We start from the raw sequence: 26,961 nt of genomic DNA, 5'->3' as shown, positions 1-26,961 counted from the left end.
GACTTGGAAAGCTATGGGGCTTCGCACCACGGCGGCAGGTTTTGACGCTTAGGCCGCAGACCTTAGTGAGAGACCGAAGTCCGGTGGGCCGGGAGTCTAGTGAGCCGGGTCAGTGGCGACCACGACGATTCCCGCCGGAGCGTCCCGGAGGCGGTCATCGCGAGGTGCGGCTTCCCAACCGTTGTCGTGCGCGATCTGCTCAGCGGCGGCCTTTTCCTCTTCGTTCCTCGGGTCGAAGTAGACGGTGGTCTTCTCCCACACACCCATCTTCTCTTCAGGAGCGTTGCCGGTCTCGCCGGCACCCCAGCCCTGCTCGCCCATCTGCTTGGACAGGTCATCGGCAAGGCCCACGACCTCAGAGTTGTTCAGGACACTGACCTTGACAGTCTTGCGGTCAATCTGTGGCGCTTCGTTGGCCTCATCCTGTGCCGGCGGATTCTCCGCGGGAGGAACCGGTTTGCCTGGCTCGTTTGCCGGCGGTGGCAGGACCTCGCCGTCACCATCTCCAGCAGCACCATCCTTTGCCGGATCACTGCCGTTGGCCGATTCAGCAGGCGCACCAGAGTCAGCCGGAGCGGATGCCGAGGTGTCATTCTGGCCGGTGTTCTCAGCATCGTCGCCACGCGTGCTGAGTGCGTAGGCACCGTAGGCGACCAGGCACACGCCGATAGCGAGCAGCACGATAGCGAGAACGCGCATGTAGCGGCCATCACCGGCACCGTCGCCGATGTCGCCGTCATCAGCACCATCAGCAGCTGCGGAATTGCTAGCAGCAGCCCGAGAGCCAGCACCGGTAGTGGCGGCAGCGGTAGCACCAGCAGCGGCTGCGCCAGCGGCCGGGGCCGCAGATCTGGGAGCTGCGTGTTGAGCATCCGACGGCTCGGAGTACGCGTGAGCGCCGCCAGCGGCGGGAGCCTCCGCGTAATCGCTGTACTCATCGAAGTCGTCGTAGTCGTCATCGAGTCGATGACGGCCCGGACGCGGCGAATTCTGAGGGTTTAGTTGGTCAGACACATCCCACATCCTATATGTTCTGCCGCCGAACCGTGAAGTGAAACTTGAACCTTATGCGTCGTGGTTGTCCCGCACGGCGCGCAGCCGATGAACCAACACGGGTTCGGCTGCTTCGGCTGCTGGAGAGTCGAGAAGTCGCGAAAGTACCTGGTGGTAGCGGATTGTGTTGTTTCCAAAGTCCTCGGCAAAGCGACGCCGAATTGCCTCCTGCCGCGCACCGGCCATACGCGGTCCACGGCGGGCAACTTTCAGCCATTCTTTCTCAAAATCCAGCATTTTCTGAGCCAAAACGGGTTCAATGCCGCTGGTATCACCCACGAGTCCGAGATGCTCGGATGAGTCAAGCCGCCGCTCGGCCTCAGGTTCGTGGCTGCCACCTATGGGCTTCTTGTTCACCACTTTCCGCACCCCGCTTTCCTTCTCGCTCGCCCTGATCCTCTATTCTGCACGACACTGTCTATGCAGATACTTAGTGAAGATACATCGTCAGATCTAGCCACCCAGCCTCACCTACGCCCCACCTACAACTCCCTGACACAACTCAGGCATCACCAGGCGATTTAGAAAACATGGACGCCGAGTAGAATCAGCGGCATGACTATCCGTCCCATTGTGATTGCCGGAGACCCCGTTCTCCACACTCCTACCCAGCCGGTGACCGAGGATGCCTCCGAGCTGCGTGAGCTCATCGAGGACATGTACGAAACCATGGACCGCGCCCACGGTGTGGGGCTGGCTGCCAACCAGGTGGGTGTCGGCAAGCGTCTGTTCGTCTACAACTGCCCCGATGACGACGATGTCTGGCACCGCGGCTGCGTCATCAATCCGGTGCTGACCACCAGTGAAATCCCGAAGACTATGCCTAACGACGACGGCTCCGATGACGAAGGTTGCCTCTCTGTGCCCGGCCTGTCCTTCCCCACCAACCGTGCGGAGAAGGCTGTTGTCACCGGCCTGGATGAAAACGGCGAAGAGGTCCGCATCGAGGCCACCGGTTTCTTCGCCCGCTGCATGCAGCACGAAGTCGGCCACCTGGATGGGTTCCTCTACACCGACTGCCTCACGGGCCGTTGGAAGCGCATGGCCAAGAAGGAAATCAAGCGCGCCGGTTGGACCGAGGGCGGCCTGACCTGGATGCCGGGCGTGGATCCGGATCCGTTCGGCCACGAGGATTAAATCGTGACGGATAGGCAATTGGAGTCGTCGGCAAGCGAAAATGCAGCCCAGAAGCTACCGATTTCCCGTTGGGGTGTCGGTGAGGTAGCGGTGGGACGTCGTGTCATTGTGCGGCGCGCGCTAACCGATGAAGAGGCGCTGGCCAGCGGCAAGAAGACTACGGACGTCATTGGGCATGTGCTCAGCATGGATCCGTTCGTCGTGCGTCCACAGGTTCGTGCTGGCGTGCGTGCCGACGAGTCCGTGGCAGCGGTGGACTTTAGCGATAAGCACATTTTGATTGTGAAGGCCCTGCCGGATCATCCGGTGCGCAATTCGGACATTCGCGCCGTGGAAACTGCGACAGCGAAGGCCTTCCCGGGTATCGCGCACGTGGTGGAGTCGGGCTGGCTGCTGCGTGCGGGCGATGGTATTACAGAGCGTTCCAACTCCGCGCTGCCGCTCGAGCCCGGAGCCAGCACTCAGCCGGTGCCGCTGGAGAAGATTAAGTCGTTTTACGATTCCCACGATTTGCCGGTGCGGATTGCGGTTCCGGATCGGATCGCCAAGCCTGCACAGGCACTGGTCGCTGGGTCAGAGTGGACGGTCGGGCCGGACATTGTGGTTATGACGCGCTCCCTCGATGGGGACTTGCCGCCCGTTGAATTGGCAACTGAAACGAACAGCGCCGAGCTGGCAGACGTGCAGGTGGACATCGCTGATCAGCCTGACGACGATTGGCTGGAGCTCTACCACTTCCGCGGCACTACGCTGCCCGAGCATGCGCTGCAGTTCCTGCGCAATGAAATTGATGGCCGCATGTGTTTCGGCCGGCTCCAAGTCCCTGATGACAGTGCGTCTGAGGGTATGCGCACAGTAGCTATTACACGCGGCACGCTGACCGAATCGGAGGACGGCCGCGTGTGGCTCGGATTCTCTGCCGTGGAAGTCGCAGCCGATATGCGCCGCCGAGGGCTAGGCACCCTACTGGGAATTCAGATGATGCACTGGGGTGCGCAGCACGGGGCAGATTCTGCATATCTGCAGGTATTGGGCTCGAATGAGGCTGGCATTGCGCTGTACCGGACGCTCGGTTTTACCGAGCACCACCGGCACCGATATGCGGAGTTGACAGGGGCTTAGGGGCCGGGGGCTTACGTTTCGGCCCTGCCCTGCTCGCCCTAATCGCCCTACTTCCCGCGCTTAACCCGTTTAGTCCGCTTCAGCTGGTTGCCCTGCTGCTCTTTGCTGCCCATGCGATTGTCCATGCGGCGCTGTCCGCGCTGCCGCTCGCGCGTCTCCGGCTTTTCCACCACTCGAGTGCGAACCGAGAGTTCATGACGACCTCTCCCCAGCGGATCGCGTGAGGCAGCCATCGCAATCCAGCCAGCCAGGCCCGCAGAGACAAACCAACCGGCGACCGGAATCATCGACGGCAGAATCCAGGCATTGCGCACAAAACCATCGCGGGCTGAAACTGGCATCCCGTGTGCACCTTCAATTTTCATGCCCATGGCGTGCTTACCCGGAGAACCGTCGAAGATGGAGTCTCCCACCACGCGGTAGAGGTAAAAACCACCGGGACCGAGGAAGAGGCTGATCAGCATCACCATTACGCCGCTGTCGGATGTCCCCGCGATGCTAGCGAGAACTGCAATAGAGGCAATCAACGCAGTGTAGATGACAGAATCCACCAGCAGCGCACCACCACGACGCACCACAGGGGCATTGGCCAGATTGGGGTCGAAGCCCAGGTGTACTGCCATTTGAGCGGTCAGCGGTGCAACTTTGGGGTTAGTGCTGAGCTCACCGAAGGAAGACACCCCGTAGCTAGCGGGGTACCCGCTCTCGTAGCCGACCGGAATGTTTGCTACCGGATATGGCACTTCCTGATACGGCATTGCCGCACCGTACGCCGCATATGCGTCGTGCTCCCGATAAGCATTCCTGCCACTACTACTCAGGTAATCCGCCGGACTGTACTCGCCGCCGTAACGGCGATCGTCCCAGTTAGCCAACCTCGAAACTCCCTTTCCTACCGGGCTTCCGCCCACCTAGTCCGCTTTTGTCCGCCTATTTCGTCACTGCTTTATTCAACGCATGAGGCCGCCGTTTCGTTCCCCTTTTACAATCCCCTTTTACAATCGTTGATATGCGAATCTGTGTCTGGAACGTCAATTCGGCTCGAACCCGCCTCGACCGAATGGTGGAAATGCTGCGCCGGAATGACATTGATGTCCTGGCCGTCCAGGAAACCAAGTGCAAGGACGACCAGTTCCCCACCGCTGCTTTTGAAGAGCTGGGATACCAAGTCGCCCACCACGGCCTGAATCAGTGGAATGGCGTTGCCATCATCTCCCGCGTCGGCCTCGACGATATCCAGGCAGGGTTCCCCGGTCAGCCCGGTTTCAACAAGGACCCCGACGCAACTCCCGCATTGGAGGCCCGCCATATCGCCGCTACCTGCGGTGGCGTGCGCGTCCACAGCCTCTACATCCCAAATGGCCGCGACATCACCGACCCGCACTTCGAGTACAAGCTCGAATTTCTGGAGCAGCTCCGTCAGCACATCATCGCCACGCTTGACGACGACCCGGAGGCCACCTTCATGATGGGCGGCGACTTCAACATCGCCCCGACCGACGGCGATGTCTGGTCAATGGCAGCCTTCGCGGGGAAAACACATGTCACACCACCTGAACGCGCAGCTTTCTATGCGCTGGAGCAGGCGGGTATGAAGGAAGTAACTCGCCAATTCACCCCAAACCAGTGGACCTACTGGGATTACAAGGCCGGCCGCTTTTTCAAGGATGAGGGCATGCGCATCGACTTCCAGCTCGCCTCCCCCACCCTCGCGGCAAAGGCGTCCGCCGGATTCATCGACATCGAAGAGCGTCAGGGCAAAGGCGCATCCGACCATGCTCCGGTGATTGTGGATTACGAAGTGTAGATAAACGCGGCGGAAAAGCGCGTAGGCCTAGTTCCTTCTAGGGGGCGTCGCTGGGGCCGTCGTAAAGCGGAGTCCTTGCTGCCAGCCCCTAAAATCAGGGGCAGAAATGGGCGATAAAGCACCCGCACAACACTTATGAGCCTAACTTTTTGTTCAATCTACAAATTTTCACCACAGAAAGTTATTTCGACGATATAAGGTGTTTATTCAGAACATCAATTCATTACGTCGGGAAGGAAGATCATGACTTCTGCACGCTCCCCTCAGCGCACCACCACCCCGGAGCCAGCGAGCGGCTTCCCCACCGCGGATGACTCAACTGAGTCCGATGAATCCCTGCGCGAAAGCGTGCAGAAGATCTCCATCGGCCTGTATGACTTCCTTGCGTCGACTCGCCGCCTCGGTGAGCGCCCGAATGCCAGGATGGACATTTCCCAGTCGGAAATGGAAGTACTGCACTTTATTTCGACCCACCCGGGCTGCGGCGTATCCGACATTGCACGCCTGCGTTTCCTGCGCCCGTCCAACGTTTCGGCAACAGTCCGCCGTCTACTCGACAACGGGCTGATTGAACGCGAGAACAATGCAAAGGATCGCCGTGCGCAGAACCTCTATGTCTCCAGCGATGGCGAGACCCTGCTGGAGCAGCTTATCGACCACTGGGGTGCGCTGGTGTACGAAATTGTGCGGACGATGTCGCAAAAGGACGTGCGTGCGCTAATTAAGGCACTGCCTTCGCTGCTGAAGCTGGCGGAGCACTCGGAAAGCTATGTTGAGGAGCACCAGCGCCGCCAGGAGCCGTTCTAAAAGCGCGCCGCTAAACCCTTCTTACTAGGTACGATGATGCTCATGGCTATTACTTTGAAGAAGGCAAAAAACGTAAAGACCGCTCCATTGGTGGCCACCGGCCTCATCGGCGGCTGGCTCACCGCTCGCGAAACAGGCATTCGCCCGCTCGGTGGCGTCATCTTGGGCGCCGCCGGCGCATATGCAGCACGCACCTGGAACGCAAAGACCGGCGCCCTGGGAGCCACTGGTCTGGTGGCCGCCTACCTCGGCGCTTTCGGCCTCTCACACCCGCTGGCCAAGAAGATTGGCGCATGGCCGTCCGTCCTGACCGTCACCGCGCTGGCTGCTGGCGCAGCAGCAGTTGCCGACTCCAAGTAAGCAACAAGTAGACAAGCCGCTCTCCCGACTTAAAAGTCACACCGGGGAGCGGCTTTGGTGTGCCAATCTCAGCGTGCAGCCTCAATGGGCGGTGTAAACCTCAGGCCTTAGCCACCTAGTCAAGGGCCTCCAGCAATTTCTCGAGGTGCGCGCGCACCCGGGGCCACGATTCCACGAAAGGCGGCAGCAGATCGAGGCTGTCGACGTCGTCAAGCGGAATCCAGCGCAGCTCTAGAGACTCTTCGTTCGGATGCGTCTCCAGCTCTTCGGCAGCTAGTGCGTAAACCGTGTGGTACTTCCAGCCGCCGGCGAGCTCGGGGCGGTCCGGATCGGCCGGGAAGGGGCCGGTGGTGACCTGCGTGTCGAGGATGCGAAGCTGATGCTCCAGCAGCCCAGTTTCCTCAGCCGTTTCACGCAGCGCGGTCGCCTCAGGAGTTTCATGAGAATCACAAGCCCCACCAGGAACACCCCACGTTAGGGGGAACGATGTCCAGTCAGCTCGATACTGCATAAGCACAGTGCGCTGAGGGCTCACAATCAGCAGCCCTGCAGCTCCGAAGCGTCCCCAGCAGCGCGTACCGTTGGGGCCGGCCGCCCAACCATTTCCATCCTGAAGCATGTCTCCACCCTACGCCAGATACCCTTGTGTTTTCCGTCACAAGCTCGAGCGACTAAGATTTGCAGGGAACTAACGTTGCTCTGAGCGGAGAGATTGTCGCAGGCGACTTCGGTCACGTCGGAAGGACACGTGCACATGGGTGAAACCACTTCAAGTGCGCCTCATTCCCGCGCCCACGACAAAAGCCGAAACCCATTCCACCGCAAGAATCGCGCTCCACGCCGAACTCGTTTCAGCGGTCGCACCACTCCCGGTGGCGAAAGCTTAGACACACACACTGCGGCTCAGGCGGCAAAGGAATCGAAAGATACTCCCGTCTCCACCCCGACTCCCGAAAGCGCGGCACCATCAACTGCCGCAACCCCAACAGCCCTGGCAGACTCTCCGCGCGATACAGACCTGCGCGTGGATGCCCTGGAGATTGGCCCGCGCAACCGGAGATTGACACGTTTTCTCGGTGAGCGCCTCTATGACAAGCTCGGCCCGTCGGCCACGTATGTGCGCCGGTCAGCGTCATTTTTGATAACGTCACCGGGCCGATTGACCATAGTCGCCCTCATCCTCATCGTCGCTATCCTGGCAGCCGGCCTATCCATGTGGCAAACAACCTCGCAACGCCAGCAGCAGCTCACCCGAATTTCGCAACTGAGCGAGCCGATGGCCAATGCCTCGCAGAATCTCTATGCCTCGCTGACGATTGCCGATGCGTCCGCCAACACCGCTTTTTCCCGCGGCACACTCAACAGCAGCCAGGACTTGGTCAGCAACTTCGACGATGTCATCGCACAAGCATCCATGTCCGCTACCCGCGCAGCTACGGGCATTGAAAACGTCGATGATCCAGAGATGAAGGATGTCGCGACTGTACAGCGACTGTTGCCGGTCTACACCGGCATGGTCGAGACAGCTCGCGCGAATGCGCGCCAGGGCAACCCCGTCAGTGTCGCGTACCTCGCCTCTGCCTCAAACTTGATGCAGGTCCAGATTCTGCCAGCTGCAAAGTCGCTCTACGAACGCACCAGTACCACGACTAATGAGGAGCAGCGCGAACTATCGAAGCCACCTCTTTTCCCGATGTCAGGCCTGGCAGCGGCAATTTTGATGCTGCTAATCACACAGTGGTGGCTGACTCGCCGCACCGGTCGACTATTCAACGTCGGCCTGTTTGGTGCAACCATGCTGATGGCCATCGCACTTGTCGGTGTGGGAATCGCCACCACTCAGCCGTGGCAGTCTAACTCCCTCTTCGGAGAGCAGCGCCCGGACGTTCATGCCCTAACCCAAGTACGCATTGATGCCCAGCAGCTACGCGCCAGCGAAACCCTCGGCTTAGTGCGCCGTCAGCCCGCGGATGCGGAGTCCTTCTCGCAGTCGGTGCGCACCCTGGTCGGCGAGCTGGAAAGAGTGGACGCCAACGCGCCGGACGACGATGTCAGAGCCGCTATCCACGGTATCTACAGCTGGGAGTCCGGCCACAACCTGATGATGGAGCACTTGAGTTCAGGCGACTACGCCGGTGCGGTTCGCATCGCGACCGATGTGGATAATGCCAGCTCGTCGGCGACTGCGTTCAACCAGGTCGATGAGTCGCTACAGAATTCCATCGCCGAGTCCCGCCTGACCGCCCGTGAGAACCTCGACCAATCCCGTCGCGCTATCGCGGCACTATCCCTCGCCACGGTTACGCTGACCGTCATCGCGGCAGTTCTGGTTGTTTTCGGCTTCCGACACCGGCTTCTGGAGTACCTATGATTGTTTCGTTCTCCCCGTCGCTCCACAGTCTCGCCGGTTGGCGGCGCAGGGCCGTCCTTGGTGCACTCGCCATCGCCGGGCTCACCGTCAGTGCCTGCGCGACCGATTCGCTTGCCGACGATCCCTACTCGCGCACAATCCTGGAGGCCACCGGTGACTTCCCCCTGCCACCGGGCGCGTTCTACGACAAAGCCTCCTCGAGGAAGCCTGCGGCAGAAGCCAACACCCCAGATCTGTCCACACTCGCCCCCGATGACCAAACACCGGAAGAGCGAATCCCGGAGATTTACCAGCGCGGCCGCATCATCGTTGGTGTTGACCAATCATTGAACCTGCTCAGCTTCCGCGACTTCAGCACCGGAGAGCTCTCGGGGTTTGAAGTATCCCTGGCACAAGAGATTGCCCGGGACATCTTTGACAATCCCGATGCTGTCGAGTTTCGGTTCGTCGACAGCAACGAACGCACTGCCGCACTCGAAGACGGCACTGTCGATGTCGTTTTGCGCACTATGACGGTCACCGATGCCCGGCGCGAAAGGGTGCTGTTCTCCACACCGTATCTGACAGCACGAGCTGGAGTTCTAGTCTCTTCGCCGGGTGGCGATGCTTCCCCCGAGGACGTCGAGGACGGTCGCATCTGTGTCTCCCGGGGATCCACTACCGAGGATTTGATTCGACGGCTCTCGCCGAACAATACGCTGCTGTTGGTCGGTAACTGGTCGGATTGCCTCATTTCACTTCAAAACAGCCAGGCAGAGATCGTCGTTGCCGATGACACCATCCTCGCTGGTATCAACGACCAAGATCCGGCTACCGCCATTGTCCAGCGGGGCTTGAACGAGGAAAGCTACGCGGCCGGTGTATCCAAGGGGAACCCAGGCCTAGTTCGCCAAATCAACGCGACCCTGGAGCGTATGGCCAGCGATGGCACCTGGCAGTCCCTCTACGACACTTGGTTCGGCCCCTTCCTGCCAAGCGGTACACAGCCATCGCCACAGTACAGCGACGACGAAGACATACTTGGAATCTCCCCCACACCGGAAGCTGCTCCAGAAGGCGAGGTGGATAACCGATGAGCGACGAAAACCAGTTCTCCGAACAAGCCCAGCAATCCGAGCAAGCCCAGCATCCCCAGTACACGCCGGAGCCCCAGGAGGATGCTCACGCAGAGGCAGAGGCAGCTGCCACTCAGGCCGTCGCCTTCGACCCATTCGCCGATGAAGACGACGAACAAGAGCCCGGCACTGCCGCTGTCGCCTTCGACCCTTTTGCGGACGATGATGACGATGACGAAGAGTTCGATATCGCCGAATTGTTGGGGCGCGGGAGCTCGTCGTCAAGCGCGACGAGCCAACCCGGCGCCCAGACACCAGATCCGTCGATGGCCTCGCACCGGAAAGCGTTGGAGGACTTCCGCCGGAGGCGATCGAATGCACACCGCGGACGCACTGTCGCCGACGGCATGGTACACCTGCCGTACATCACAACGCAGGATCCGCGCGATGCAGTAATGAGTGATGAGAAGATTCGAGCGACGAATAAGCCGGCGCCGAGCCTGAAAGCCGGCGATATCGTGGCGGATCAGTACGAGATTCTAGGCCCAATTGCCCACGGCGGGCTCGGCTGGATTTATCTGGCGATTGACCACAATGTCTCGGATCGCTGGGTCGTACTCAAGGGCATGATGGCAGCGAAAAACGAGAAGGATTTCGCCGTAGTCCAGGCGGAACGCGAGTTCCTCGCGGAAATCTCGCATCCGGGAATTGTGAAGATTATCAACTTCATCGATGAGACGGACGCCAACAGCGCCACTGGCTTCATTGTGATGGAGTACGTCGGCGGCCCGTCGTTACGCAAGCAGCGACGGAGCTACCCAGACGGCGTCATGCCCTGTGACCTAGCGATTGGCTACATCCTGGAGCTGCTCCCCGCGCTGGATTACCTGCACTCCCGCGGCGTTGTCTACAACGATTTGAAGCCGGACAACGTGCTGCTCAGCGAAGACCACGTCACGCTTATCGACGTTGGCGCGGTCACCGGCATCGGCGCCTACGGCCATATCTACGGCACGCCCGGTTTCCAGGCGCCGGAGATTGCCACGACGGGACCGACAATTGCCAGTGATATCTACACAGTCGGCCGCACGCTAGCCTCCCTGATTCTGAAGTTGCCGGCGACCAACGGCGTCTACGACCCGGGGCTACCCTCACCTGTCGAAGAGCCTCTATTCCGCCGTTTTTACTCGCTCTACCGCTTCCTACTACGCGCTTGCCACGAGAACCCGGAGGCTCGCTTCGGTTCTGCCGAAGAGATGAGTGTGCAGCTCATCGGCGTATTGCGCGAGATTCTGGCGGTGCGCGACGGCGTGCAATTCCCGCAGGCGGTGTCGAATTTCTCGCCGCAGCGTTCCACGTACGGCACCAAGCACCTGGTGTTCCGCACCGATCAGCTTGTCGACGGCATCACCCGCGGCGTGGAAATCACTCCGCAAGAAGTGACCTTCGCGCTGCCTGTACCACTGATTAACCCGACAGATCCGGGTGCGCGCATCTTGAGTGCCTCGTCATTTACGGAGCCCAACGAACTTATCGAGGCACTGACCAATGCTCTGTCCGAACCCGAGTATGGTTCTTCGGTGGAAATTCCACTGGGCATCGTGCGTGCAAAACTGGACCTCGGATTAATTGATGAGGCCCGCGACAGCCTCCGCGATGTCTCTGAACGCTTGCAGCGCGATTGGCGTTATCACTGGTACGAGGGCGTGACTTATTTACTTCTCGACCAATTCAACGATGCCCTCGCCTCGTTCCACCACGTGCTGACGATGCTGCCCGGCGAGCCCGCCCCGAAGTTGGCGCTGGCAGCGACTCTCGAGTTGATTCAACAGCGCTTGGGCATCGCCAACGCATCTCTCCTCGAGCCCGCTGTCGCCCGCGCCGCCGCGAACTTGAGCAGCGCGCTGGATAATGTCGCTGCCGATACGCCCGAAATCTTCTCCCCCGCCTGGGCCAGCGAGTCCCTGTCACCTCAGACGATTCGCTTCAACACCCTGCGTCTCTACGCCGTCGTGTGGGCGGCCAACCCGACGACGGTATCCTCCGCCTTCGGGCTAGCTCGTCAGCTGGCCTCTGAGCGCCAACACGAAATGGCTATCTCCCAGCTTGACCGCGTACCCGGTAACTCCCGTCACCATCGCATGGCACGTTTGACGACGATTCTGATGCTCACCTCCGGGATGCCCTCCGAGTTAACTGAATCGAGAATTCGCCGTGCTGCGCGTCGTCTGGTGGAGCTGCCGACGAATGAACCGCGCATGCCACAGCTGCGCATCGCCGTGATGGCGTCCGCGCTGAACTGGTTGCGCAGCTCGAACCTCGACCATGCAGCTAGCTCCAATGGTCTTTTCGATGCGCCCTTTACCGTGGCCGGCCTGCGTGAAGGATTGGAAAAAGACTTACGGATGCTGGCACGCTCTTCGCAGTTTCCGCGACACCGCTACAACTTGGTGGATATCGCAAATCTCATCCGGCCACGGACTTGGCGTTAGCTCTCTAACAGCTCCTTACCGAACCTGGTCAAACATGCTGTTGTGGGCGTGAGCGCCACCCCAGAATTGGTGAATAAAGAGAGAATTGCCTTTCGTGGTTTAAGATATCCTCTATGTTTGCCTCTTCGAAATCCTCTCTCCGCAGCGCTAAGCGCGTCATTATCAGCGCTGCAGCCCTCACCACCGCCTTTGGTATTGGGGCCGGCACTGCCGTTGCCCTGCCGGTTTCTCCAGACCTGCAGTCGCTTAGCCAAAGTGTTCGGGACCTCAAGCTGCCGGAGATCTCGACTCTGAATTCGGGCGACCTTGCCCCTGAGCTCTCTGAGGTACTGGATTCCTCTTCGGTGAAGCTGCCGGATTCGGTCGTCGCTCTGATTAATGAAAACTTCAAGTTCGCTGAAAACAACAAGCAGGTGGCGGACAAGGTCAAAACTCAGCTGCTGAACGCCATCGACAGCCTGCCATTGTCAGCCGCACAGAAGGCCGAAGCCACCCGCGTCGTCAACGAGATTTTCGGTTTGCTGGGGGGCCAGGACGAGCCGTCGCAGCCTGAGCCGGCGCCTGCCCCTGCTCCACAGCCAGAGCAGAAGCCACGCCCTGAACCACGCCCAGAGCCAAACAACCCGTGCCCGCCGAGCGCCCGCGCATGCGTTGACCTGGCTAACCAGAAAACCTGGCTGCAGGAAAATGGCAACATCACCTACGGTCCGGTGCCAATGTCCTCCGGTATGCCGGGTTACGAAACCACCCGTGGCCACCTGAGCGTTACCCGCAAGGTCCGCGACGAGTGGTCCCGTCCTTACAACGGTCCGATGCCGTTCTCGGTGTACTTCACCAACGACGGCGAAGCTTTCCACGAGGGCTCTGTTAATCAGATGTCCCACGGCTGCATCCACCTGAACCACGATGATGCTGTGAAGTACTTCGATACCCTGCAGGTCGGCGACGGCGTCTACATCTGGTAGTTAGCTGCGCTGATGCGTTGAAACGATGACCGGGTGACTGAGCCTGTTGAGGCATAGGCGCAGTTTCCCCGGCGGTGAAAATGAGCTCGCCCCACTAGGTTCTTCCAGTTTGGAAGGCAGTGGGAGCGAGCTCATTTTTGTTGGGTCACAGCTGCGGATTCAACAGATGGGGCATCTAGAAGCCGTCGATTACGGAGGGTTACAGGAGCCCCTGCCTACTCGTCAGGGCTCCTGTCCAAAAACCTACTCCACGAAGCTCATTGCGTAGCGGGCAATGGCCAGTTCCTCGTTAGTCGGCACCACGAAGACCTTGACCTTCGAGTCCTCCGCCGAAATCAGACGCGGGCCGTCATTCGGCTGGGAGTTGAGCTCGTCATCAATCTTGATACCAAAGTTCTCAAGCTCAGCCATAGAATCACGGCGAATACCGACGTGGTTCTCACCGACACCTGCGGTGAAGGTGATGGCATCGAGGCGGCCGAGAATCAGCATGTAAGAGCCAATGTAGCGGCGCAGCTGGTGGACATACATCTGGTATGCAGCCCAAGCATCCGGGTCGTGGTCATCCATGCGCTCCTGCAGGACTCGGAAGTCATTGACACCAGAGACACCCTTCAGACCGGACTGGCGGTTGCACAGATTGTCGATCTCGTCGATGCTCATGCCGTTGCGGTAGAGGTGGAAGATGACGCCCGGGTCAATGTCACCGGTACGAGTGCCCATCATCAGACCAGCCAGCGGGGTCAGCCCCATCGAGGTATCCACCGCCTGGCCACCTCGGATAGCCGCACACGACGCACCATTACCCAGGTGCAGCGTAATCTGGTTGATTTCTTCTGCCGGCTTATTCAGAAGGTCCGGCACCTGCTTGGAAACAAACTCATGCGAGGTGCCGTGGAAGCCGTAACGACGGATATCAAACTTCGATGCGACCTCTGCGTTGAGCGGGTACAGAGCAGCAGCTGGCGGCATGGTGTGGAAGAAACCAGTGTCGAAGACGGCGACGTGAGGCACGCCCGAAAGCAGCTTGCGAGACTCCTCGATGCCTACGATATTGGCCGGGTTGTGCAGCGGCGCCAGCGGAATAAGGTCGCGGATCATGCCGACGATTTCGTCGGTAATCAGCTCCGGTCCAGAGAACAGGCGACCACCGTGAACGACGCGGTGACCGACGGCTGCAATATCCACCGACTCCGGACCAACACCGTGCTCATCCATCAGCTCGAACGCGCGGTCAAGACCACTGGCGTGGTCAGCGATAGGCTCGGTGATTTCAATCTTCTGTCCGGAGAACTTCAGATTAATAATGCCGTCTTCTTCACCAATGCGCTCCACCAGACCGGAGACATACGGCGGCTGCGTGGAGTCCTTCTCCGGGTCTACCAGCTGAAACTTGATAGAGGAGGAACCGGAGTTCAAAACAAGTACGTGACGGGACATAATAATTAGTTTCCTCCAGCCTGAATAGCGGTAATTGCAACCGTGTTGATGATGTCCGGCACCGTGGCGCCACGGGAAAGGTCGTTGACCGGCTTGTTCAAGCCCTGCAGAATCGGGCCGATTGCCAATGCACCACCACAGCGCTGGGCAATCTTGTAACCGATGTTACCGGCGTCCAGATCCGGGAACACGAAAACAGTTGCCTTACCCGCAACGGAGGAATCCGGCATCTTCTTCGCAGCCACAGACGGGTCAATAGCAGCATCGAACTGCAGCGGACCATCGACAGCGAGCTCCGGAGCCAGCTCCTTGGCCTTGGCCAGGCCCGCCTTCACACGGTCCACATCCTCACCTGTGCCGGATACTCCAGTGGAGTAGCTCAGCATGGCGACGCGGGCATCGATGCCGAAGGAAGCTGCAGTCTCGGCGGATACCACCGCGATTTCACCCAGCTGTTCCGGAGCCGGCTTCGGCAGCACCGCACAGTCCGCAAAACCCCACAGCGAGTTGTCCATAACCATGAGGAACAGTGATGACACCGTGGAAGCCGACGGCTTGGTCTTAATGATTTGCAAGGACGGACGAATGGTGTGCGCAGTTGTGTGGGCTGCACCGGACACCATGCCGTCGACAAGCCCGTTGTGAATCATCATCGTCGCGAAGTAGGAGATGTCCTGCATCGTCTCACGGGCCTGCTCCAGCGTGACCCCCTTGGCCTTGCGCATCTCTGCGAACTGTTCCGCGAACTGCTCAACATATTCGGAGGTCTGCGGGTTCCAGAGATGGGCGGCGTCGATGTCAAAACCCAGTTCGGCGGCGCGCGCCTTCATCGCATCCGGGTCGCCGAGGATAGTGAGCTCACAGATGTCCTCGCGCAGGAGGTAATCAGCGGCTTCAAGAATGCGGTCATCGTCCCCCTCTGGCAGCACAATGTGGCGTTTATCAGCCTTGGCGCGCTGCAACAGCCACCACTGGAAACGCTGTGGAGTCATCACTGCGGTGACCTCGCGGCTTACGACCTTGCGCAGCCCCTCAGCATCGTCAACGGCAACAACGGGAACGTCGAGCTCGAGAGTCTTAGCAGCCTCAGCTGCCTCCTCCCCTGTAAGGACAACTGCGAGTACCTCGCTGTGACGCTGAGCTGCACTGCTGAGAGCCAAACGAACGCGAGCCTTTGCGGCCTCTGTGTGGCAGCCCTCGCCGCCAGCGACAACGATGACACCGGCGCCGGCGACGGTGGCAATGCGGAAGTCAAAATCGAGGTTGCCGGAGCCGGTCAGAACAGCCGCCCCCTCGTTAGCAGCGCGGTCAGCCTCAACAGCACTGACGATGGTGTCAAGCGCGGATTCCGGATCCACAACAACCTGATCCACGGTGGCGCCGTGCGCCCCACCGACAGTGTGGAGGCAACGTGCCCCACCCAGTGCCTCAGACAATGCCGTAATGACATCTTGCAGATTGTCTGCGCGGTCCACTGAAGTAATCAGGACTGCGGAGTTGTTGGTGGACGCTTGGGCGTTCTTATCGCTCACCGACGTTCCTTTCTCGCACTGCGCTTAATCGTTGACTTATTTAAACGTTGACTTGGCTCGAGCCGTTGGACTGCCGGAGGCTCAAGATCATGCTGAGCTTCTAATCCTGCTGAATCTAATCCCGCTGAGTCCCAAATCATTATTTTCATCTTATTGTGAGTCACCTTACATCTCACGGCGGACTCAAACCTCTTTGGTTACCCCTGGTAGCCACACTTTTCCCCGCAGATTCCAACAATTTTCCCGCATAATCGCGGGTTTTATGCGGTTTTTCTAGTGAACTAGCCCAAATTCCCACATTAGACGTGACTAAGGTCACATTTAGTTTTGTATGCCTTCAAAAGCATCTCACCGATGATGTGATGCTCGCCTCTCGATTTTTCGTAAGTTATCGCTACGATTGGGGGCGCTACCATTGGGAATGTCGAATAAACCGATAGCTCACCAATAACTCCTTTCCCCCACGAGGTCACCGCTGGCAGCTACTTACGCCGCGGCCTCGTGGCCGTCGTAAAGCATTAGAGAAAGAAGGACACACTTCATGAATCGCCCGCTCCGCGTTGCCGTAATTGGCTCTGGCCCGGCCGGTGTTTATGCTTCCGATGCACTGATGAAATCCAGTACTGACGTGGAAGTCGATCTGTTTGAAAAGATGCCGGCTCCATTCGGTCTAATCCGCTACGGCGTCGCCCCCGACCACCCACGCATCAAGGGCATCATCATGGCCTTGCACCGCGTGATGGAAAAGCCGGAGCTGCGCCTATTTTCCAACGTTGAGTTCGGCAAGGACATCACACTCGACGAATTAAAGGAGCATTACGACGCCGTCATCTTCGCCACCGGTGCCGTCGGCGACCGCGCACTGCCAACGCCGGGAGCGGACCTGCCGGAGCACTTCGGCGCAGGCGAATTCGTGGGCTTCTACGACGGCAATCCACTCTTTGAGCGCACCTGGGACCTTTCGGCGGAGTCCGTGGCCGTCGTCGGTGTCGGCAACGTCGCGCTGGATGTCTCTCGAATCCTGGCGAAGACCGGTGAGGAACTGCACGTCACAGAGATTCCGGACAATGTCTACGAGGTTCTGAAGACAAATAAGGCCAAGGAAGTCCACGTCTTCGGCCGCCGCGGCCCGGCACAGGCAAAGTTCACTCCGCTGGAGCTCAAGGAACTCGACTACTCACCGAACGTCGAGGTCGTTGTCGATCCGCGCGATATTGATTACGACTCCGCATCCGAGATTATGCGTCGCAACTCCAAGATTACTGACCAGGTCTGCACCATCCTGGAGAACTACGCCATCCGTGAGCCGAAGAACGCACCGCACAAGCTCTACATTCACTTCTTCGAGTCGCCAGTGGAAATCCTCAGCGAGGAGGGTACCGACGGCCAGCAGCATGTGACAGGCTTGCGCACTCAGCGCATGGAATACGACGGTGCTGGCGGGCTGCGGCCGACCGGCGAGACCACCGACTGGAAGGTCGGCGCTGTCTACTCCGCCGTGGGCTACCGCTCTGATGCGCTGCCGGGTATCCCGTTCGACAACGTGAAGAATGTCATTTCCAACGTCGGTGGTCGAGTCATCGAATCCAACAACACCGAGGATGAAGCAGCTGAGGCCATCACTGGCCTCTACACCACCGGTTGGGTTCGCCGCGGACCGGTCGGCCTGATTGGTAATACCAAGGGCGATGCCAACGAGGCCGTGGCCAATCTCCTGGCCGATGCCGCTGAGGGCAAGATATTCAACCCGTCGAAGCCGGAGTTGTCCGCTGTCAACGAGCTGCTTGAGTCCAAGGGTATCGACTACCTGGACTGGGAAGGTTGGCACAAGCTCGATGCTGCCGAACGCGCCGCTGGCGAGGCCGAGGGCCGCGAACGCAAGAAGTACGTCGAGTGGGATGAGATGGTCACCCACTCCAAGGGCGAGTAACGGCGAGTAACTAGGGCGGATAAAAAGCGCCGGCTACGCCACTACCTTCACGTCCGTGTACGCGGCGCGCGAGTCCCAGCGGCAGCACACAATCGGCGCCAACAGCTCGGCCAATGGCTCACCAAAAGCCACCTGGCCGGCACCGGCGGCAGCGCCCGCATCGATGACTCGATCCCACAGTAGGCCCGGCGCGGTAAACAGCGGCACCACTACGAGTCCGCGTCCGCGCTTGGCCGCGCGCTCCTGCGCCGCGGCCACAGCATCGGCTCCCTTGATTTTCTCAGGCCCGACCACGAATGCCGCACTCACATGTCCCGGCAGCATCCCGCCAAGATTTTCCGCAAACTGGTGCACCGCCGCATTGGCATCCTCATCAGAGGAGCCGACCCCCATCACCAGCGCATCGACCGGCCAGGAAAAAGATGCATTCTCCGCCGCTTCGATGATTCGCTTTATGACGGCGCGCTTCGTGCCGTCGCCAAGCCCGAGACCTTCAGCCACTGTGATGTCAACACCATGCCGATCGCAGAGTCGAACCTGCTCGGGAACGTCGACTCGCGAGTGGAACGCATCGGTGAACAGCAGCGGTACAGCCAGTGCCTGAGTCTCGCCGGCAGCGGCGAGCTCGGCACATACGGTATCCAGTGAGGGCTCGTCGAGGTCCAGCCAGGCGAGGCGAATCTGAGAGGGCGCATCCAGGCGGGTGAGCGGCATCTTCTCGCGCACGAGCGCGACCACGTCTTCGAGCACCGGTTTGGTCTCTGAGTGCCGAGAACCGTGCGCAAGCAGAATCAGTGCGGTCATCGATGGTCTCCTCAGGCTCGCTAGCTGTGCTTTCTGGTTTCTCTACCTGGCAGCTCTACTGGGCAGCGCCACGCACGAGGCCTGCGGTGAGGGTGTCACCGGTGCCCGGCTCGATGAGCAGGAACGCACCGACACGACCACCGACGCGGTAGGCATCGACCGGCAGCGGCTGTGCGACCTCGACGGTGATCTCAGCGACGTCGTTGGCTGCAAGCTGATCAGCCACACCGGTGGGCTCACCGGTTTCGATATCGATGAGCGCATCGACGGAAGCGATACGACCACGCACCAGCGCGGCACCATAGCGCACCTCTACGACGCGACCGACTGCCAACGGCTTGTCTGCAAGGTGGACGGCCACGGCGGAGAAACGGCGCACGTCTTCCGGGCGCGTGCCACTGATGAGGTCGCCACGGGCTAGGTCGAACTCGGCATCCAGGCTGATGGCCACCGACTGGCCGGCCACGGCCTCAGTGACATCCTCAGCTGCCACGGTGATCTTCGTGACCGTAGCCTGACGGTTGGCGTCTACGGAGACAACATCGCCCACACGCACGCTACCTGCGGCGATACGGCCGGCGTAACCACGGTATTCAGTGGCGTGATCGCGAATGACATAGTCGATGGGCAGGCGCAGGTCAGCCTCGGCATCGGTTTCCAGGTCGGCACCGATGTTGAGGTTTTCCAGCAGCTCCAGCACGGTCGGACCCTCGTACCACGGAGTGTGCTCAGAAGAATCGACAATGTTGTCGCCGACCAGAGCCGACACTGGAACAACGAAGGTGTTCTGCAGACCCAGGCGCTCTGCTAGTGCTGCCACATCCGACTCAATCTTGCGGAAGGCCTCTTCACTGTAGTCCAGCAAGTCAATCTTGTTGACTGCGAAAATCACGTGGCGAACGCCCAGCAGACCGGCCACCGTTGCGTGACGCTTGGTCTGCGTCACGACGCCGTTGCGCGCGTCGATAAGCAAAACGACGGCCTCGGCGGTGGACATACCGGTGACGGTGTTTCGGGTGTACTGCTCGTGACCTGGGCAGTCGGCGAGGATGAAGGAGCGGACGTCGGTGGCGAAGTAGCGGTAGGCGACATCGATGGTGATGCCCTGCTCACGCTCGGCCCGCAGACCGTCGACCAGCAGCGACAGGTCCGGGTTTTCCTGACCGCGCGCCTGTGAGGAGGCGACGACGGCCTCGTACTGGTCAGCGAGGATATTCTTCGTGTCGTGCAGCAGGCGACCGACGAAGGTGGACTTACCGTCGTCGACGGAGCCAGCGGTGCACAGGCGAAGAGTGCGACGAGCGCGAGTGGCGCGGTCAGCGGTAATCAGGGTAGCTGGGGAATTTGGCTGGCTCATCAGAAGTAACCTTCCTTCTTGCGGTCTTCCATGGAGGATTCGGACAACTTGTCATCTGCGCGGGTAGCGCCGCGCTCGGTGAGCTTGGATGTGCGAAGTTCCTCCATGACCTCCGCAATAGTGGTGGCAGTCGATTCGACAGCGCCGGTGCAGCTCATGTCACCGACAGTGCGGTAGCGGACAGTGCGAACCTCGAGGGTCTCGCCGTCGCGGGGGCCACCCCACTCGCCCGGCGCCAACCACATACCGCCGCGGTTGAACACCTCACGCTCATGGGAGAAGTAGATGGGCGGCAGTTCGATGTCACGGGCTTCGATGTAGGCCCAGACGTCGGCCTCGGTCCAGTTCGAGATCGGGAAAACGCGGACATTCTCTCCGGCGGCGTGGCGACCGTTGTAGAGACCCCACAGCTCAGGGCGCTGACGGCGTGGATCCCATCCACCGAAGGAATCTCGGACGGAGAACACGCGCTCCTTTGCGCGGGCCTTCTCCTCATCGCGGCGGGCGCCACCGAGAACGGCATCGTAACCACGGTTGGCAATGGTCTCCACCAGCGGCACTGTCTGCAAGGGGTTGCGGGTGCCGTCGGCACGCTCGGTGAGCACGCCGCTGTCGATCCAGTCTTGGACCTTGGCTACGTGCAGCTTGATGCCCGGCTGAGCGGCAATCTTGTCGCGGAATTCAATAACTTCGGGGAAGTTGTGGCCGGTGTCGACGTGGAGCAGCTCCAGCGGGATACCCGCCGGTGCGAAGGCGCGCTTGGCCAGCTCGAGCACGACGACGGAATCCTTTCCGCCGGAGAAAAGTAGTGCCGGACGGTCGAACTGACCGGCGGTCTGGCGAATAATGTCGATGGCCTCGGCTTCCAGCTCGGCAAGCCGCGGGTCGAGGCGGTTTTGTACGGAAACGGTGGTTGAGCTAGTCATGGGGGTTCTTTCTGTTGGGGCTGTGTTGGCTGTTGTAACTGCGCTGTTTTAGCTGATATCGGTTATCGGCGGGCGACTAGTGGCTGGCGGCAAGTAGCTGTCTGCTAGCCGCTCGAACTAGAGGTGCAATCCGCACTCAGTCTTCTCGGAGCCCTCCCAGCGACCCGAGCGCGGATCCGCGCCCTCTGCCACTCGCGCGGTGCATGTCGCGCAGCCAATCGACGGGAACCCCTGTTGCGTCAGCGGATGCACAATGAGGTCGTTGTCCTCGATGTACTGGGCAACATCCTCATCTGTCCAGGTGGCCAACGGGTTGAGCTTGATGCGACCAGTCTTGTCGATCTCCAGTACCGGCGTGTGTGCGCGGGTCGGCGCGTCGACGCGCTTCAGACCTGTGCCCCAGCCCTCGTAGGGGCGCTTCACGGCAGACAGCGGCTCGACCTTCCGCAATGCGCAGCAACGCGTCGGGTCGGTCTTGTACAGATCAACGCCCTCTTCGGCGTCCTGCTCGGCGGGGGTGCGCTTCGGCTCAATCGACAGCAGTCGGTTGTCGTAACGCTGTGCGACCTGCTCTGCCACGTCGAGGGTCTCCGGGAAGTGGTAACCGGTATCCAGGAAAATCAGATCTGCCTCCGGCGCGTGCCGAGCAGCCAGTTCCGCCAACACTGTGTCCTGCATCGACAGGGTCACAGCCAGTGGCGTGTGCAGGTGCTCCGCACCCCATTCCAATACTTCCCCAGCAGTGGCGGTCTCCAGCTTGGAGCCCCACTCCAGTGCGAGCTCAATCAGACGGCGAGCAGTTTCCGGGTTGTCCAGCGCGTCTTCACGCGCGAGCGCCTCCTGAGTCTTAATGACCTCAGCGGTTTTCAGTCCCGTGCTCATGACGCCACCTTTCTATCGATATGTCCGTGCAGTTTCACTGTGAATACCCGGCAGCATTCGCGGCATTGCCAGGCGTAATCGGTTTCCAGGTCGGGCCACAGATCATCACCGCCGCAGTAAGGGCAATGCATCACCGCACCCCGGTTCGGATTGGGGTGTGCGCTTCGGCCACCGATTCCCAGTCGCGCTGGCGTCTCGTCTTTTTCGCTTGACGACGGCCCCTGCGACCGAACCCCATTGGGAGATTCACTCACTTCAGGTCCTCCTCATCAGCGCGGACAATCCACTCGCGGAACTGTTCACCCTCGTGGCGCTGCTCCTTGAAGTGATTGACGACGCGCTCGATGTAGTCACCCAGTTCTGCCGAGGTGACCTTGTGTCCGCGAACCTTGCGGCCGAAGTTGGCATCGAGCCCCAGCGAACCACCGAGGTGAACCTGGAAACCCTCGACACGGTTGCCCTCGTCGTCGGTGACAATCTGCCCCTTGAGTCCGATGTCGGCAATCTGCGTGCGGGCGCAGGCATTCGGGCAGCCATTGAGCGCAATGGTGATTGGGACGTCGAGGTCACCGAGGCGTTCCTCCAAGTCGCCCACCAAATCAATTGCGCGCTGGCGCGTGGTAACAAGTGCGAGCTTGCAGAACTCTAGGCCGGTGCAGGCCAGGATGCCCCGTCGGAAAGCTGAGGGCTTGGCAGACAGGCCAATTTCGTCGAGTTCTGCGAGCAGGGAGTCGACCTGGTCGTCGGCGACGTCGAGGAGAATGAGCTCCTTCATCACGGTGGTGCGGACGCGGGAAACACCGTGGCGCTCGGCGATGTCGGCGAGCTTGACCAGGTCAGAGCCCGGAACACGGCCAACAGCGGGCTTAACACCGACGTAGTTGAGACCGTCGGCCTGCTTGTGCACGCCGATGTGGTCACGGTCGCCCTCGAAAGGTTCGGGTGCGGGGCCGTCGATAAGCTTGCGGTTGAGGTAGTCGTCTTCGAGTACCTGGCGGAACTTCTCCGCGCCCCATTCAGCAACGAGGAACTTCAGACGCGCACGATTGCGCAGGCGACGGTAGCCGTAGTCCCGGAAGATGCGGCACACGCCCGCCCATACCTCGGGAACCTCGTCCTCTGGGATCCAGGCGCCGAGACGCTGGGCGAGCATCGGGTTGGTGGAGAGACCACCACCGACCCAAACGTCGAAACCGGGGCCGTGCTCTGGATGATTGACACCGACGAAGGCAACGTCCTGGACCTCGTGGGTGACATCGAGACGCGGGGAACCGGAAACTGCCGACTTAAACTTACGCGGTAGGTTGGAGAACTCGTCGCCGGAGAGGTACTCCGCCTTGATGCGGCGGATGGCGTTGGTGCCGTCGACAATTTCATCGGCCGCAACACCGGCAACCGGGCTGCCTAGAATAACGCGGGGAACGTCGCCGCAGCCAAAGTTGGTGTCGAGACCAACTCGCTCAAGGCGCTCCCAGATCTCCGGCATATCTTCGACGCGAATCCAGTGCAGCTGGACGTTCTGGCGGTCGGAGAAGTCCGCAGTGTCGCGGGCGAAGTCGCGGGAAATCTCGCCGATGGTGCGAATACCCTCGGTGGTGGTCTGGCCACCGTCGAGGCGGACGCGGAGCATAAAGTACTTGTCCTGCAGTTCGGCGTTGGTCTTCACGCCGGTGTGCTCACCGCTAAGCCCCTGCTTGCGCTGGGTGTAGAGGCCAATCCACTTAAAGCGAGGCGCTAGGTCCTCCGCGGGGATGGAGTCAAACCCCTGCTTGGAGTAGATGTCGATAACACGCTGCTTAACGGCGATGCCAGCATCTTCTTTCTTAATGCGCTCGTCGTCGTTAAGTGGCTCGCGGCCGTCGATAAGCCACTGCCCCTGTGGCTTCGGTGCGCGCTTCTTACGTCGGGTAGCCGCTGCGGAAGCTGGACGCTCGGCGGTTTTCGTAGGAGAGCTCATGGGGAATCTACCGAATCACTTTCGTTTTGTTCTCGTTGACCGAATTAGTTTCTAATCTTTATAGACCGTTTGGTCTACGTTGCATTGCAGGCAACATTAGACCGACCAGTCTGGCTAGTGCAAGCCGGGACACGCTCGGACACCTAGCGGACCCCCGCTTCGCCCACGCGGACACCGTTTTTCGCACCCACTTTGACACCTTCAGAAGCATCCTCGGCCCCGACATCAACCGAAGCGGGTGATGGAGATCCAGAACTAGACACATCAGCCGAGGGAGACTGAGAAGTCGGCTCAAGTTGGATCCGCTGACGCAGCCCCGGAAGAGTGTCGTGCGAACGCGCCCACAGCACCAGCGCGACGACAACAAAAGCCCACACGAGCAGAACCGTTGCCAGCACGCCACCAGAAACCAGCGACGAAAACAGAGTGCGAATATTCAGCCCCACCAACACGCCGCCGATCGCAATCCCAAGCAGCCGCGGATTAATGCGCCCCACCAGGTACGCAGCCAAGGGTGCCGCAATCACACCACCGCACAACAAACCAATTACCGGTGCGGCATGCTGGGTGAATTCCTCCCGCAGCTTGGGTAAAAAGCCCAGTACAGCCGCCGAGGCAACGAGAAATTCCGCCGCAGAGACAGTACCGATAATCTTGCGCGGTTGGTCAGCCTCAGCGCCGAGCAAAGTTGAGGTGGTAACAGGCCCCCAACCACCGCCTCCAGTGGAATCAAGCAGGCCACCAAAGAGCCCCAGCGGAGCGAGCTTCTTCGCCCCCCAGGCCTTCTTCTTGCGCTTAACATTGGCCAAAAAGGCGAAGCGGATAATCACCCACAGACCGAGGAAAAGCAAGATTGTCGAGGTCACAGGCGTCGCGGCATCACCGTCGAGATTCGCCAAAAAGGTCGCACCAATAAAGGCACCGATAGCACCCGGCACGCCAAGACTCAGCGCGCGTCGCCAGTCGACATTGCCGAATCGCCAGTGTGAAATACCGGAGGCCAGTGTCGTACCCACCTCTGCTACGTGAACCACCGCCGACGCAGTGGCAGCACTACTACCAGCGACAATAAACAGCGAAGTAGCGGTGACACCGAAAGCCATCCCCAGAGTGCCGTCGACTAATTGCGCGCCAAGGCCGATTAGCACGAAGACTATGAGTTTTTCCATGACAAGCCCTTCCCCGCTTACCCAACCAGAGCCTGCCGTTGCCACGATGCCCGCACGCCGAGCCCCTTTCAGAGCTCATTCAGCAGAAGCGATGCGCAGCAAAACCCTCTCAAGCCAAAGCAGTGATTCTTGCGGTGTTTTGTGTTTGCTTTTTGTAGACCAGTTTGTCTATATTCTGTTTCAGCAAGCATAGACCGATTGGTCTACGATAAGCAATCGCGACAAAGAAAACGTAGAAAAAGGATTCCACCCAATGACCAACGACCAGACTGCAGCCCAGAACACGGCCGCTTCCTCACTGCCCGATCTCGCCAACTCCACCACGCCACTGCGTGTAGCCGTGGTTGGCTCGGGCCCGGCCGGTATCTACGCCTCCGACGCGCTGATGAAGTCCGGCCGCGATGTCGCCATCGACCTCTACGAGCGCCTTCCAGTGCCGTTCGGCCTCATCCGCTACGGTGTTGCGCCAGACCACCCGCGAATCAAGGGCATCATTAAGTCCCTACATCGAGTGCTGGACAAGCCGCAGGTTCGACTGCTGGGCAACGTGGACGTCGGCAAGCAGGTCAGCGTTGATGAACTGCGCCAGTTCTACGACGCCATCATCTTCGCCACTGGCGCGACCGGCGACCGCGATCTGAACATCCCGGGCTCGGACCTGCCGGAGCACTACGGCGCCGGTGAGTTCGTAGGTTTCTACGACTCCCACCCGGAGTTTGCTCGCGAATGGGAGCTCTCCGCTGAGTCGGTCGCTGTGATCGGCGTCGGTAACGTGGGCCTCGACGTCGCCCGTATTCTCGCCAAGACTGCCGATGAGCTGCACGTCACCGAAATCGCCGACAACGTCTACGACGGCCTGGCAAAGAATGCCGCCCGCGAAGTCCATGTCTTTGGCCGTCGCGGTCCGGCTCAGGCAAAGTTCACTCCACTGGAGCTGAAGGAACTGGACCACTCTGACACCATTGAGGTTGTCGTGAATCCGGAGGACATCCAGTACGATGCCGCCTCCGAAACGTCCCGTCGCGAGTCCAAGATCACCGATCAGATCTGTACGATTCTGGAGAACTACGCCATCCGCGAGCCCAAGGGCGCCCCGCACAAGCTCTTCATCCACTTCTTCGAGTCCCCGGTCGAAATCATCGGCGAGACCGGTGAAGATGGAGTACAGCACGTCAGCGCTATCCGCACCGAACGCACCGAACTCGACGGCGAGGGTGGCGTCCGCGGCACCGGCAAGTTCACTGAATGGCCGGTCGGTGCGGTCTACCGCGCAGTCGGCTACCGCTCCGACGCAGTCACCGGCGTACCGTTCGACACCGGCACGCACACCATCCCAGATGCCGGCGGCCGCGTGCTTGACGACATCGACGGCAACCACATCCAGGGCCTGTACACCACCGGCTGGATTCGCCGTGGCCCGGTCGGCCTAATCGGTAACACCAAGGGCGATGCCAACGAAACTGTCGGCAACCTCATCGCCGACTGGGAGGCAGGTCGCCTGGCCGCACCTGCAAAGCCCACGCATAACGACGTCGACGAGTTCCTGGCCGACAAGGGCCTCCAGGTCACCACCTGGGAGGGCTGGCACGCACTCGACGCCGCCGAGCGTGCCGCGGGCGAAGCCGAAGGCCGCGAGCGCAAGAAGCTGGTCGAGTGGGCTGACATGGTTGCGGCCTCCACGGTCGTCGCAAAGCAGCCAGATGCCGATGACCTGGCCGAAGCTGTGCACGAAGCCATTGTGGAGACCGTCGCGAGCTAGCGCATCGGGTCTAACCGGACAGTTGATTGTGCACGT

Annotated in this window: 23 protein-coding genes; 11 read left to right on the top strand and 12 right to left on the bottom strand. The window is 60.3% G+C overall.

Annotated features, from left to right (window positions below; all coding sequences use genetic code 11):
• Nucleotides 1-96: 96 nt before the first annotated feature.
• Together HMPREF2820_RS09830 and HMPREF2820_RS09825 are read right to left on the bottom strand one after the other, a co-directional pair.
• A complete protein-coding gene (locus HMPREF2820_RS09830) occupies nt 97-1,023 on the bottom strand; it encodes a LytR C-terminal domain-containing protein (RefSeq protein ID WP_246822266.1) in 927 nt (308 codons plus the stop codon).
• A 42-nt stretch (nt 1,024-1,065) separates the two neighbouring features.
• Nucleotides 1,066-1,413, bottom strand: a complete 348-nt coding sequence (locus HMPREF2820_RS09825) for a DUF3263 domain-containing protein (protein ID WP_224783754.1) — start codon at nt 1,411-1,413, stop codon at nt 1,066-1,068.
• A 195-nt stretch (nt 1,414-1,608) separates the two neighbouring features.
• Between HMPREF2820_RS09825 and HMPREF2820_RS09820 the strand changes: the two genes are divergently transcribed.
• Nucleotides 1,609-2,190 carry a peptide deformylase gene (locus HMPREF2820_RS09820; protein ID WP_070429378.1) on the top strand — a complete coding sequence of 194 codons (582 nt, stop codon included), beginning with the start codon at nt 1,609-1,611 and terminating at the stop codon, nt 2,188-2,190.
• A 3-nt stretch (nt 2,191-2,193) separates the two neighbouring features.
• Nucleotides 2,194-3,312: an N-acetylglutamate synthase, CG3035 family gene (locus HMPREF2820_RS09815; RefSeq protein ID WP_016421515.1), complete on the top strand. Its 1,119-nt coding sequence runs from the start codon at nt 2,194-2,196 to the stop codon at nt 3,310-3,312.
• A gap of 47 nt (nt 3,313-3,359) precedes the next feature.
• Here HMPREF2820_RS09815 and HMPREF2820_RS09810 read toward each other — a convergent pair whose 3' ends face one another.
• Nucleotides 3,360-4,187: an RDD family protein gene (locus HMPREF2820_RS09810; RefSeq protein ID WP_246822265.1), complete on the bottom strand. Its 828-nt coding sequence runs from the start codon at nt 4,185-4,187 to the stop codon at nt 3,360-3,362.
• A gap of 134 nt (nt 4,188-4,321) precedes the next feature.
• Between HMPREF2820_RS09810 and HMPREF2820_RS09805 the strand changes: the two genes are divergently transcribed.
• From HMPREF2820_RS09805 to HMPREF2820_RS09795, 3 genes are all read left to right on the top strand, one after another.
• Nucleotides 4,322-5,119, top strand: coding sequence for an exodeoxyribonuclease III (locus HMPREF2820_RS09805; RefSeq protein ID WP_070603895.1), 798 nt, complete (start codon nt 4,322-4,324; stop codon nt 5,117-5,119).
• A gap of 243 nt (nt 5,120-5,362) precedes the next feature.
• Nucleotides 5,363-5,926 carry a MarR family winged helix-turn-helix transcriptional regulator gene (locus tag HMPREF2820_RS09800; protein WP_016421518.1) on the top strand — a complete coding sequence of 188 codons (564 nt, stop codon included), beginning with the start codon at nt 5,363-5,365 and terminating at the stop codon, nt 5,924-5,926.
• Nucleotides 5,927-5,968: 42 nt separating this feature from the next.
• Nucleotides 5,969-6,286 carry a hypothetical protein gene (locus HMPREF2820_RS09795; RefSeq protein ID WP_180950649.1) on the top strand — a complete coding sequence of 106 codons (318 nt, stop codon included), beginning with the start codon at nt 5,969-5,971 and terminating at the stop codon, nt 6,284-6,286.
• A 115-nt stretch (nt 6,287-6,401) separates the two neighbouring features.
• Here the strand turns inward: HMPREF2820_RS09795 and HMPREF2820_RS09790 are convergent, their stop codons facing one another.
• Entirely contained in the window at nt 6,402-6,905 is a 504-nt protein-coding gene (locus HMPREF2820_RS09790) for an NUDIX domain-containing protein (protein WP_070595447.1), read from the bottom strand.
• Nucleotides 6,906-7,040: 135 nt separating this feature from the next.
• Here HMPREF2820_RS09790 and HMPREF2820_RS09785 point away from each other — a divergent pair, with 135 nt between their 5' ends.
• The 4 genes from HMPREF2820_RS09785 (at nt 7,041) to HMPREF2820_RS09770 (ending at nt 13,169) form a co-directional block, all read left to right on the top strand.
• Nucleotides 7,041-8,657, top strand: a complete 1,617-nt coding sequence (locus HMPREF2820_RS09785; protein WP_070603892.1) for a hypothetical protein — start codon at nt 7,041-7,043, stop codon at nt 8,655-8,657.
• Nucleotides 8,654-9,733: a glutamate ABC transporter substrate-binding protein gene (locus HMPREF2820_RS09780; protein ID WP_070603890.1), complete on the top strand. Its 1,080-nt coding sequence runs from the start codon at nt 8,654-8,656 to the stop codon at nt 9,731-9,733. The genes HMPREF2820_RS09785 and HMPREF2820_RS09780 overlap by 4 nt, the downstream gene beginning before the upstream one ends.
• A complete protein-coding gene (locus HMPREF2820_RS09775; RefSeq protein WP_070603888.1) occupies nt 9,730-12,204 on the top strand; it encodes a serine/threonine protein kinase in 2,475 nt (824 codons plus the stop codon). The genes HMPREF2820_RS09780 and HMPREF2820_RS09775 overlap by 4 nt, the downstream gene beginning before the upstream one ends.
• Nucleotides 12,205-12,317: 113 nt before the next feature.
• Nucleotides 12,318-13,169 carry a L,D-transpeptidase gene (locus HMPREF2820_RS09770; RefSeq protein WP_070603886.1) on the top strand — a complete coding sequence of 284 codons (852 nt, stop codon included), beginning with the start codon at nt 12,318-12,320 and terminating at the stop codon, nt 13,167-13,169.
• Between the two features lie 243 nt (nt 13,170-13,412).
• On the opposite strand, the gene HMPREF2820_RS09765 is transcribed toward HMPREF2820_RS09770, so the two are convergent.
• A complete protein-coding gene (locus tag HMPREF2820_RS09765; protein WP_070603884.1) occupies nt 13,413-14,609 on the bottom strand; it encodes an acetate kinase in 1,197 nt (398 codons plus the stop codon).
• Between the two features lie 5 nt (nt 14,610-14,614).
• Entirely contained in the window at nt 14,615-15,940 is a 1,326-nt protein-coding gene (gene pta, locus HMPREF2820_RS09760; RefSeq protein WP_246822271.1) for a phosphate acetyltransferase, read from the bottom strand.
• A 742-nt stretch (nt 15,941-16,682) separates the two neighbouring features.
• Between pta and HMPREF2820_RS09755 the strand changes: the two genes are divergently transcribed.
• Entirely contained in the window at nt 16,683-18,071 is a 1,389-nt protein-coding gene (locus HMPREF2820_RS09755; RefSeq protein ID WP_070603880.1) for an FAD-dependent oxidoreductase, read from the top strand.
• A gap of 33 nt (nt 18,072-18,104) precedes the next feature.
• Here HMPREF2820_RS09755 and HMPREF2820_RS09750 read toward each other — a convergent pair whose 3' ends face one another.
• The 6 genes from HMPREF2820_RS09750 to HMPREF2820_RS09725 form a co-directional block, all read right to left on the bottom strand.
• Complete coding sequence (locus HMPREF2820_RS09750) at nt 18,105-18,875, bottom strand: sirohydrochlorin chelatase (RefSeq protein WP_070603878.1); 771 nt, start codon at nt 18,873-18,875, stop codon at nt 18,105-18,107.
• A 55-nt stretch (nt 18,876-18,930) separates the two neighbouring features.
• Complete coding sequence (locus tag HMPREF2820_RS09745) at nt 18,931-20,232, bottom strand: sulfate adenylyltransferase subunit 1 (protein ID WP_070603876.1); 1,302 nt, start codon at nt 20,230-20,232, stop codon at nt 18,931-18,933.
• Entirely contained in the window at nt 20,232-21,158 is a 927-nt protein-coding gene (gene cysD, locus HMPREF2820_RS09740; RefSeq protein ID WP_070429385.1) for a sulfate adenylyltransferase subunit CysD, read from the bottom strand. The genes HMPREF2820_RS09745 and cysD overlap by 1 nt, the downstream gene beginning before the upstream one ends.
• A gap of 117 nt (nt 21,159-21,275) precedes the next feature.
• Nucleotides 21,276-22,040: a phosphoadenylyl-sulfate reductase gene (locus HMPREF2820_RS09735; RefSeq protein ID WP_070603874.1), complete on the bottom strand. Its 765-nt coding sequence runs from the start codon at nt 22,038-22,040 to the stop codon at nt 21,276-21,278.
• 250 nt (nt 22,041-22,290) lie between these two features.
• Nucleotides 22,291-23,997 carry a nitrite/sulfite reductase gene (locus HMPREF2820_RS09730; protein WP_070603872.1) on the bottom strand — a complete coding sequence of 569 codons (1,707 nt, stop codon included), beginning with the start codon at nt 23,995-23,997 and terminating at the stop codon, nt 22,291-22,293.
• A gap of 143 nt (nt 23,998-24,140) precedes the next feature.
• Nucleotides 24,141-25,166 (bottom strand): sulfite exporter TauE/SafE family protein, encoded by a 1,026-nt coding sequence (locus HMPREF2820_RS09725; RefSeq protein WP_070566333.1) that lies wholly within the window; start codon nt 25,164-25,166, stop codon nt 24,141-24,143.
• 253 nt (nt 25,167-25,419) lie between these two features.
• Here HMPREF2820_RS09725 and HMPREF2820_RS09720 point away from each other — a divergent pair, with 253 nt between their 5' ends.
• Entirely contained in the window at nt 25,420-26,925 is a 1,506-nt protein-coding gene (locus HMPREF2820_RS09720) for an FAD-dependent oxidoreductase (protein WP_070603870.1), read from the top strand.
• The last annotated feature ends 36 nt before the right edge of the window (nt 26,926-26,961 follow it).

The organism is Corynebacterium sp. HMSC064E08 (assembly GCF_001811805.1).
GTDB classification, from domain to species: Bacteria; Actinomycetota; Actinomycetes; order Mycobacteriales; family Mycobacteriaceae; genus Corynebacterium; species Corynebacterium jeikeium_D.
This window is presented reverse-complemented; position numbering and strand designations above follow the sequence as displayed.

Coding starts and splice junctions, on each gene's coding strand:
- HMPREF2820_RS09830 (WP_246822266.1), bottom strand. CDS start 1,023: ATGTGGGATGTGTCTGACCAACTAAACCCTCAGAATTCGCCGCGTCCG.
- HMPREF2820_RS09820 (WP_070429378.1), top strand. CDS start 1,609: ATGACTATCCGTCCCATTGTGATTGCCGGAGACCCCGTTCTCCACACT.
- HMPREF2820_RS09805 (WP_070603895.1), top strand. CDS start 4,322: ATGCGAATCTGTGTCTGGAACGTCAATTCGGCTCGAACCCGCCTCGAC.
- HMPREF2820_RS09800 (WP_016421518.1), top strand. CDS start 5,363: ATGACTTCTGCACGCTCCCCTCAGCGCACCACCACCCCGGAGCCAGCG.
- HMPREF2820_RS09795 (WP_180950649.1), top strand. CDS start 5,969: ATGGCTATTACTTTGAAGAAGGCAAAAAACGTAAAGACCGCTCCATTG.
- HMPREF2820_RS09790 (WP_070595447.1), bottom strand. CDS start 6,905: ATGCTTCAGGATGGAAATGGTTGGGCGGCCGGCCCCAACGGTACGCGC.
- HMPREF2820_RS09785 (WP_070603892.1), top strand. CDS start 7,041: ATGGGTGAAACCACTTCAAGTGCGCCTCATTCCCGCGCCCACGACAAA.
- HMPREF2820_RS09780 (WP_070603890.1), top strand. CDS start 8,654: ATGATTGTTTCGTTCTCCCCGTCGCTCCACAGTCTCGCCGGTTGGCGG.
- HMPREF2820_RS09775 (WP_070603888.1), top strand. CDS start 9,730: ATGAGCGACGAAAACCAGTTCTCCGAACAAGCCCAGCAATCCGAGCAA.
- HMPREF2820_RS09770 (WP_070603886.1), top strand. CDS start 12,318: ATGTTTGCCTCTTCGAAATCCTCTCTCCGCAGCGCTAAGCGCGTCATT.
- HMPREF2820_RS09765 (WP_070603884.1), bottom strand. CDS start 14,609: ATGTCCCGTCACGTACTTGTTTTGAACTCCGGTTCCTCCTCTATCAAG.
- HMPREF2820_RS09755 (WP_070603880.1), top strand. CDS start 16,683: ATGAATCGCCCGCTCCGCGTTGCCGTAATTGGCTCTGGCCCGGCCGGT.
- HMPREF2820_RS09750 (WP_070603878.1), bottom strand. CDS start 18,875: ATGACCGCACTGATTCTGCTTGCGCACGGTTCTCGGCACTCAGAGACC.
- HMPREF2820_RS09745 (WP_070603876.1), bottom strand. CDS start 20,232: ATGAGCCAGCCAAATTCCCCAGCTACCCTGATTACCGCTGACCGCGCC.
- cysD (WP_070429385.1), bottom strand. CDS start 21,158: ATGACTAGCTCAACCACCGTTTCCGTACAAAACCGCCTCGACCCGCGG.
- HMPREF2820_RS09735 (WP_070603874.1), bottom strand. CDS start 22,040: ATGAGCACGGGACTGAAAACCGCTGAGGTCATTAAGACTCAGGAGGCG.
- HMPREF2820_RS09730 (WP_070603872.1), bottom strand. CDS start 23,997: ATGAGCTCTCCTACGAAAACCGCCGAGCGTCCAGCTTCCGCAGCGGCT.
- HMPREF2820_RS09725 (WP_070566333.1), bottom strand. CDS start 25,166: ATGGAAAAACTCATAGTCTTCGTGCTAATCGGCCTTGGCGCGCAATTA.
- HMPREF2820_RS09720 (WP_070603870.1), top strand. CDS start 25,420: ATGACCAACGACCAGACTGCAGCCCAGAACACGGCCGCTTCCTCACTG.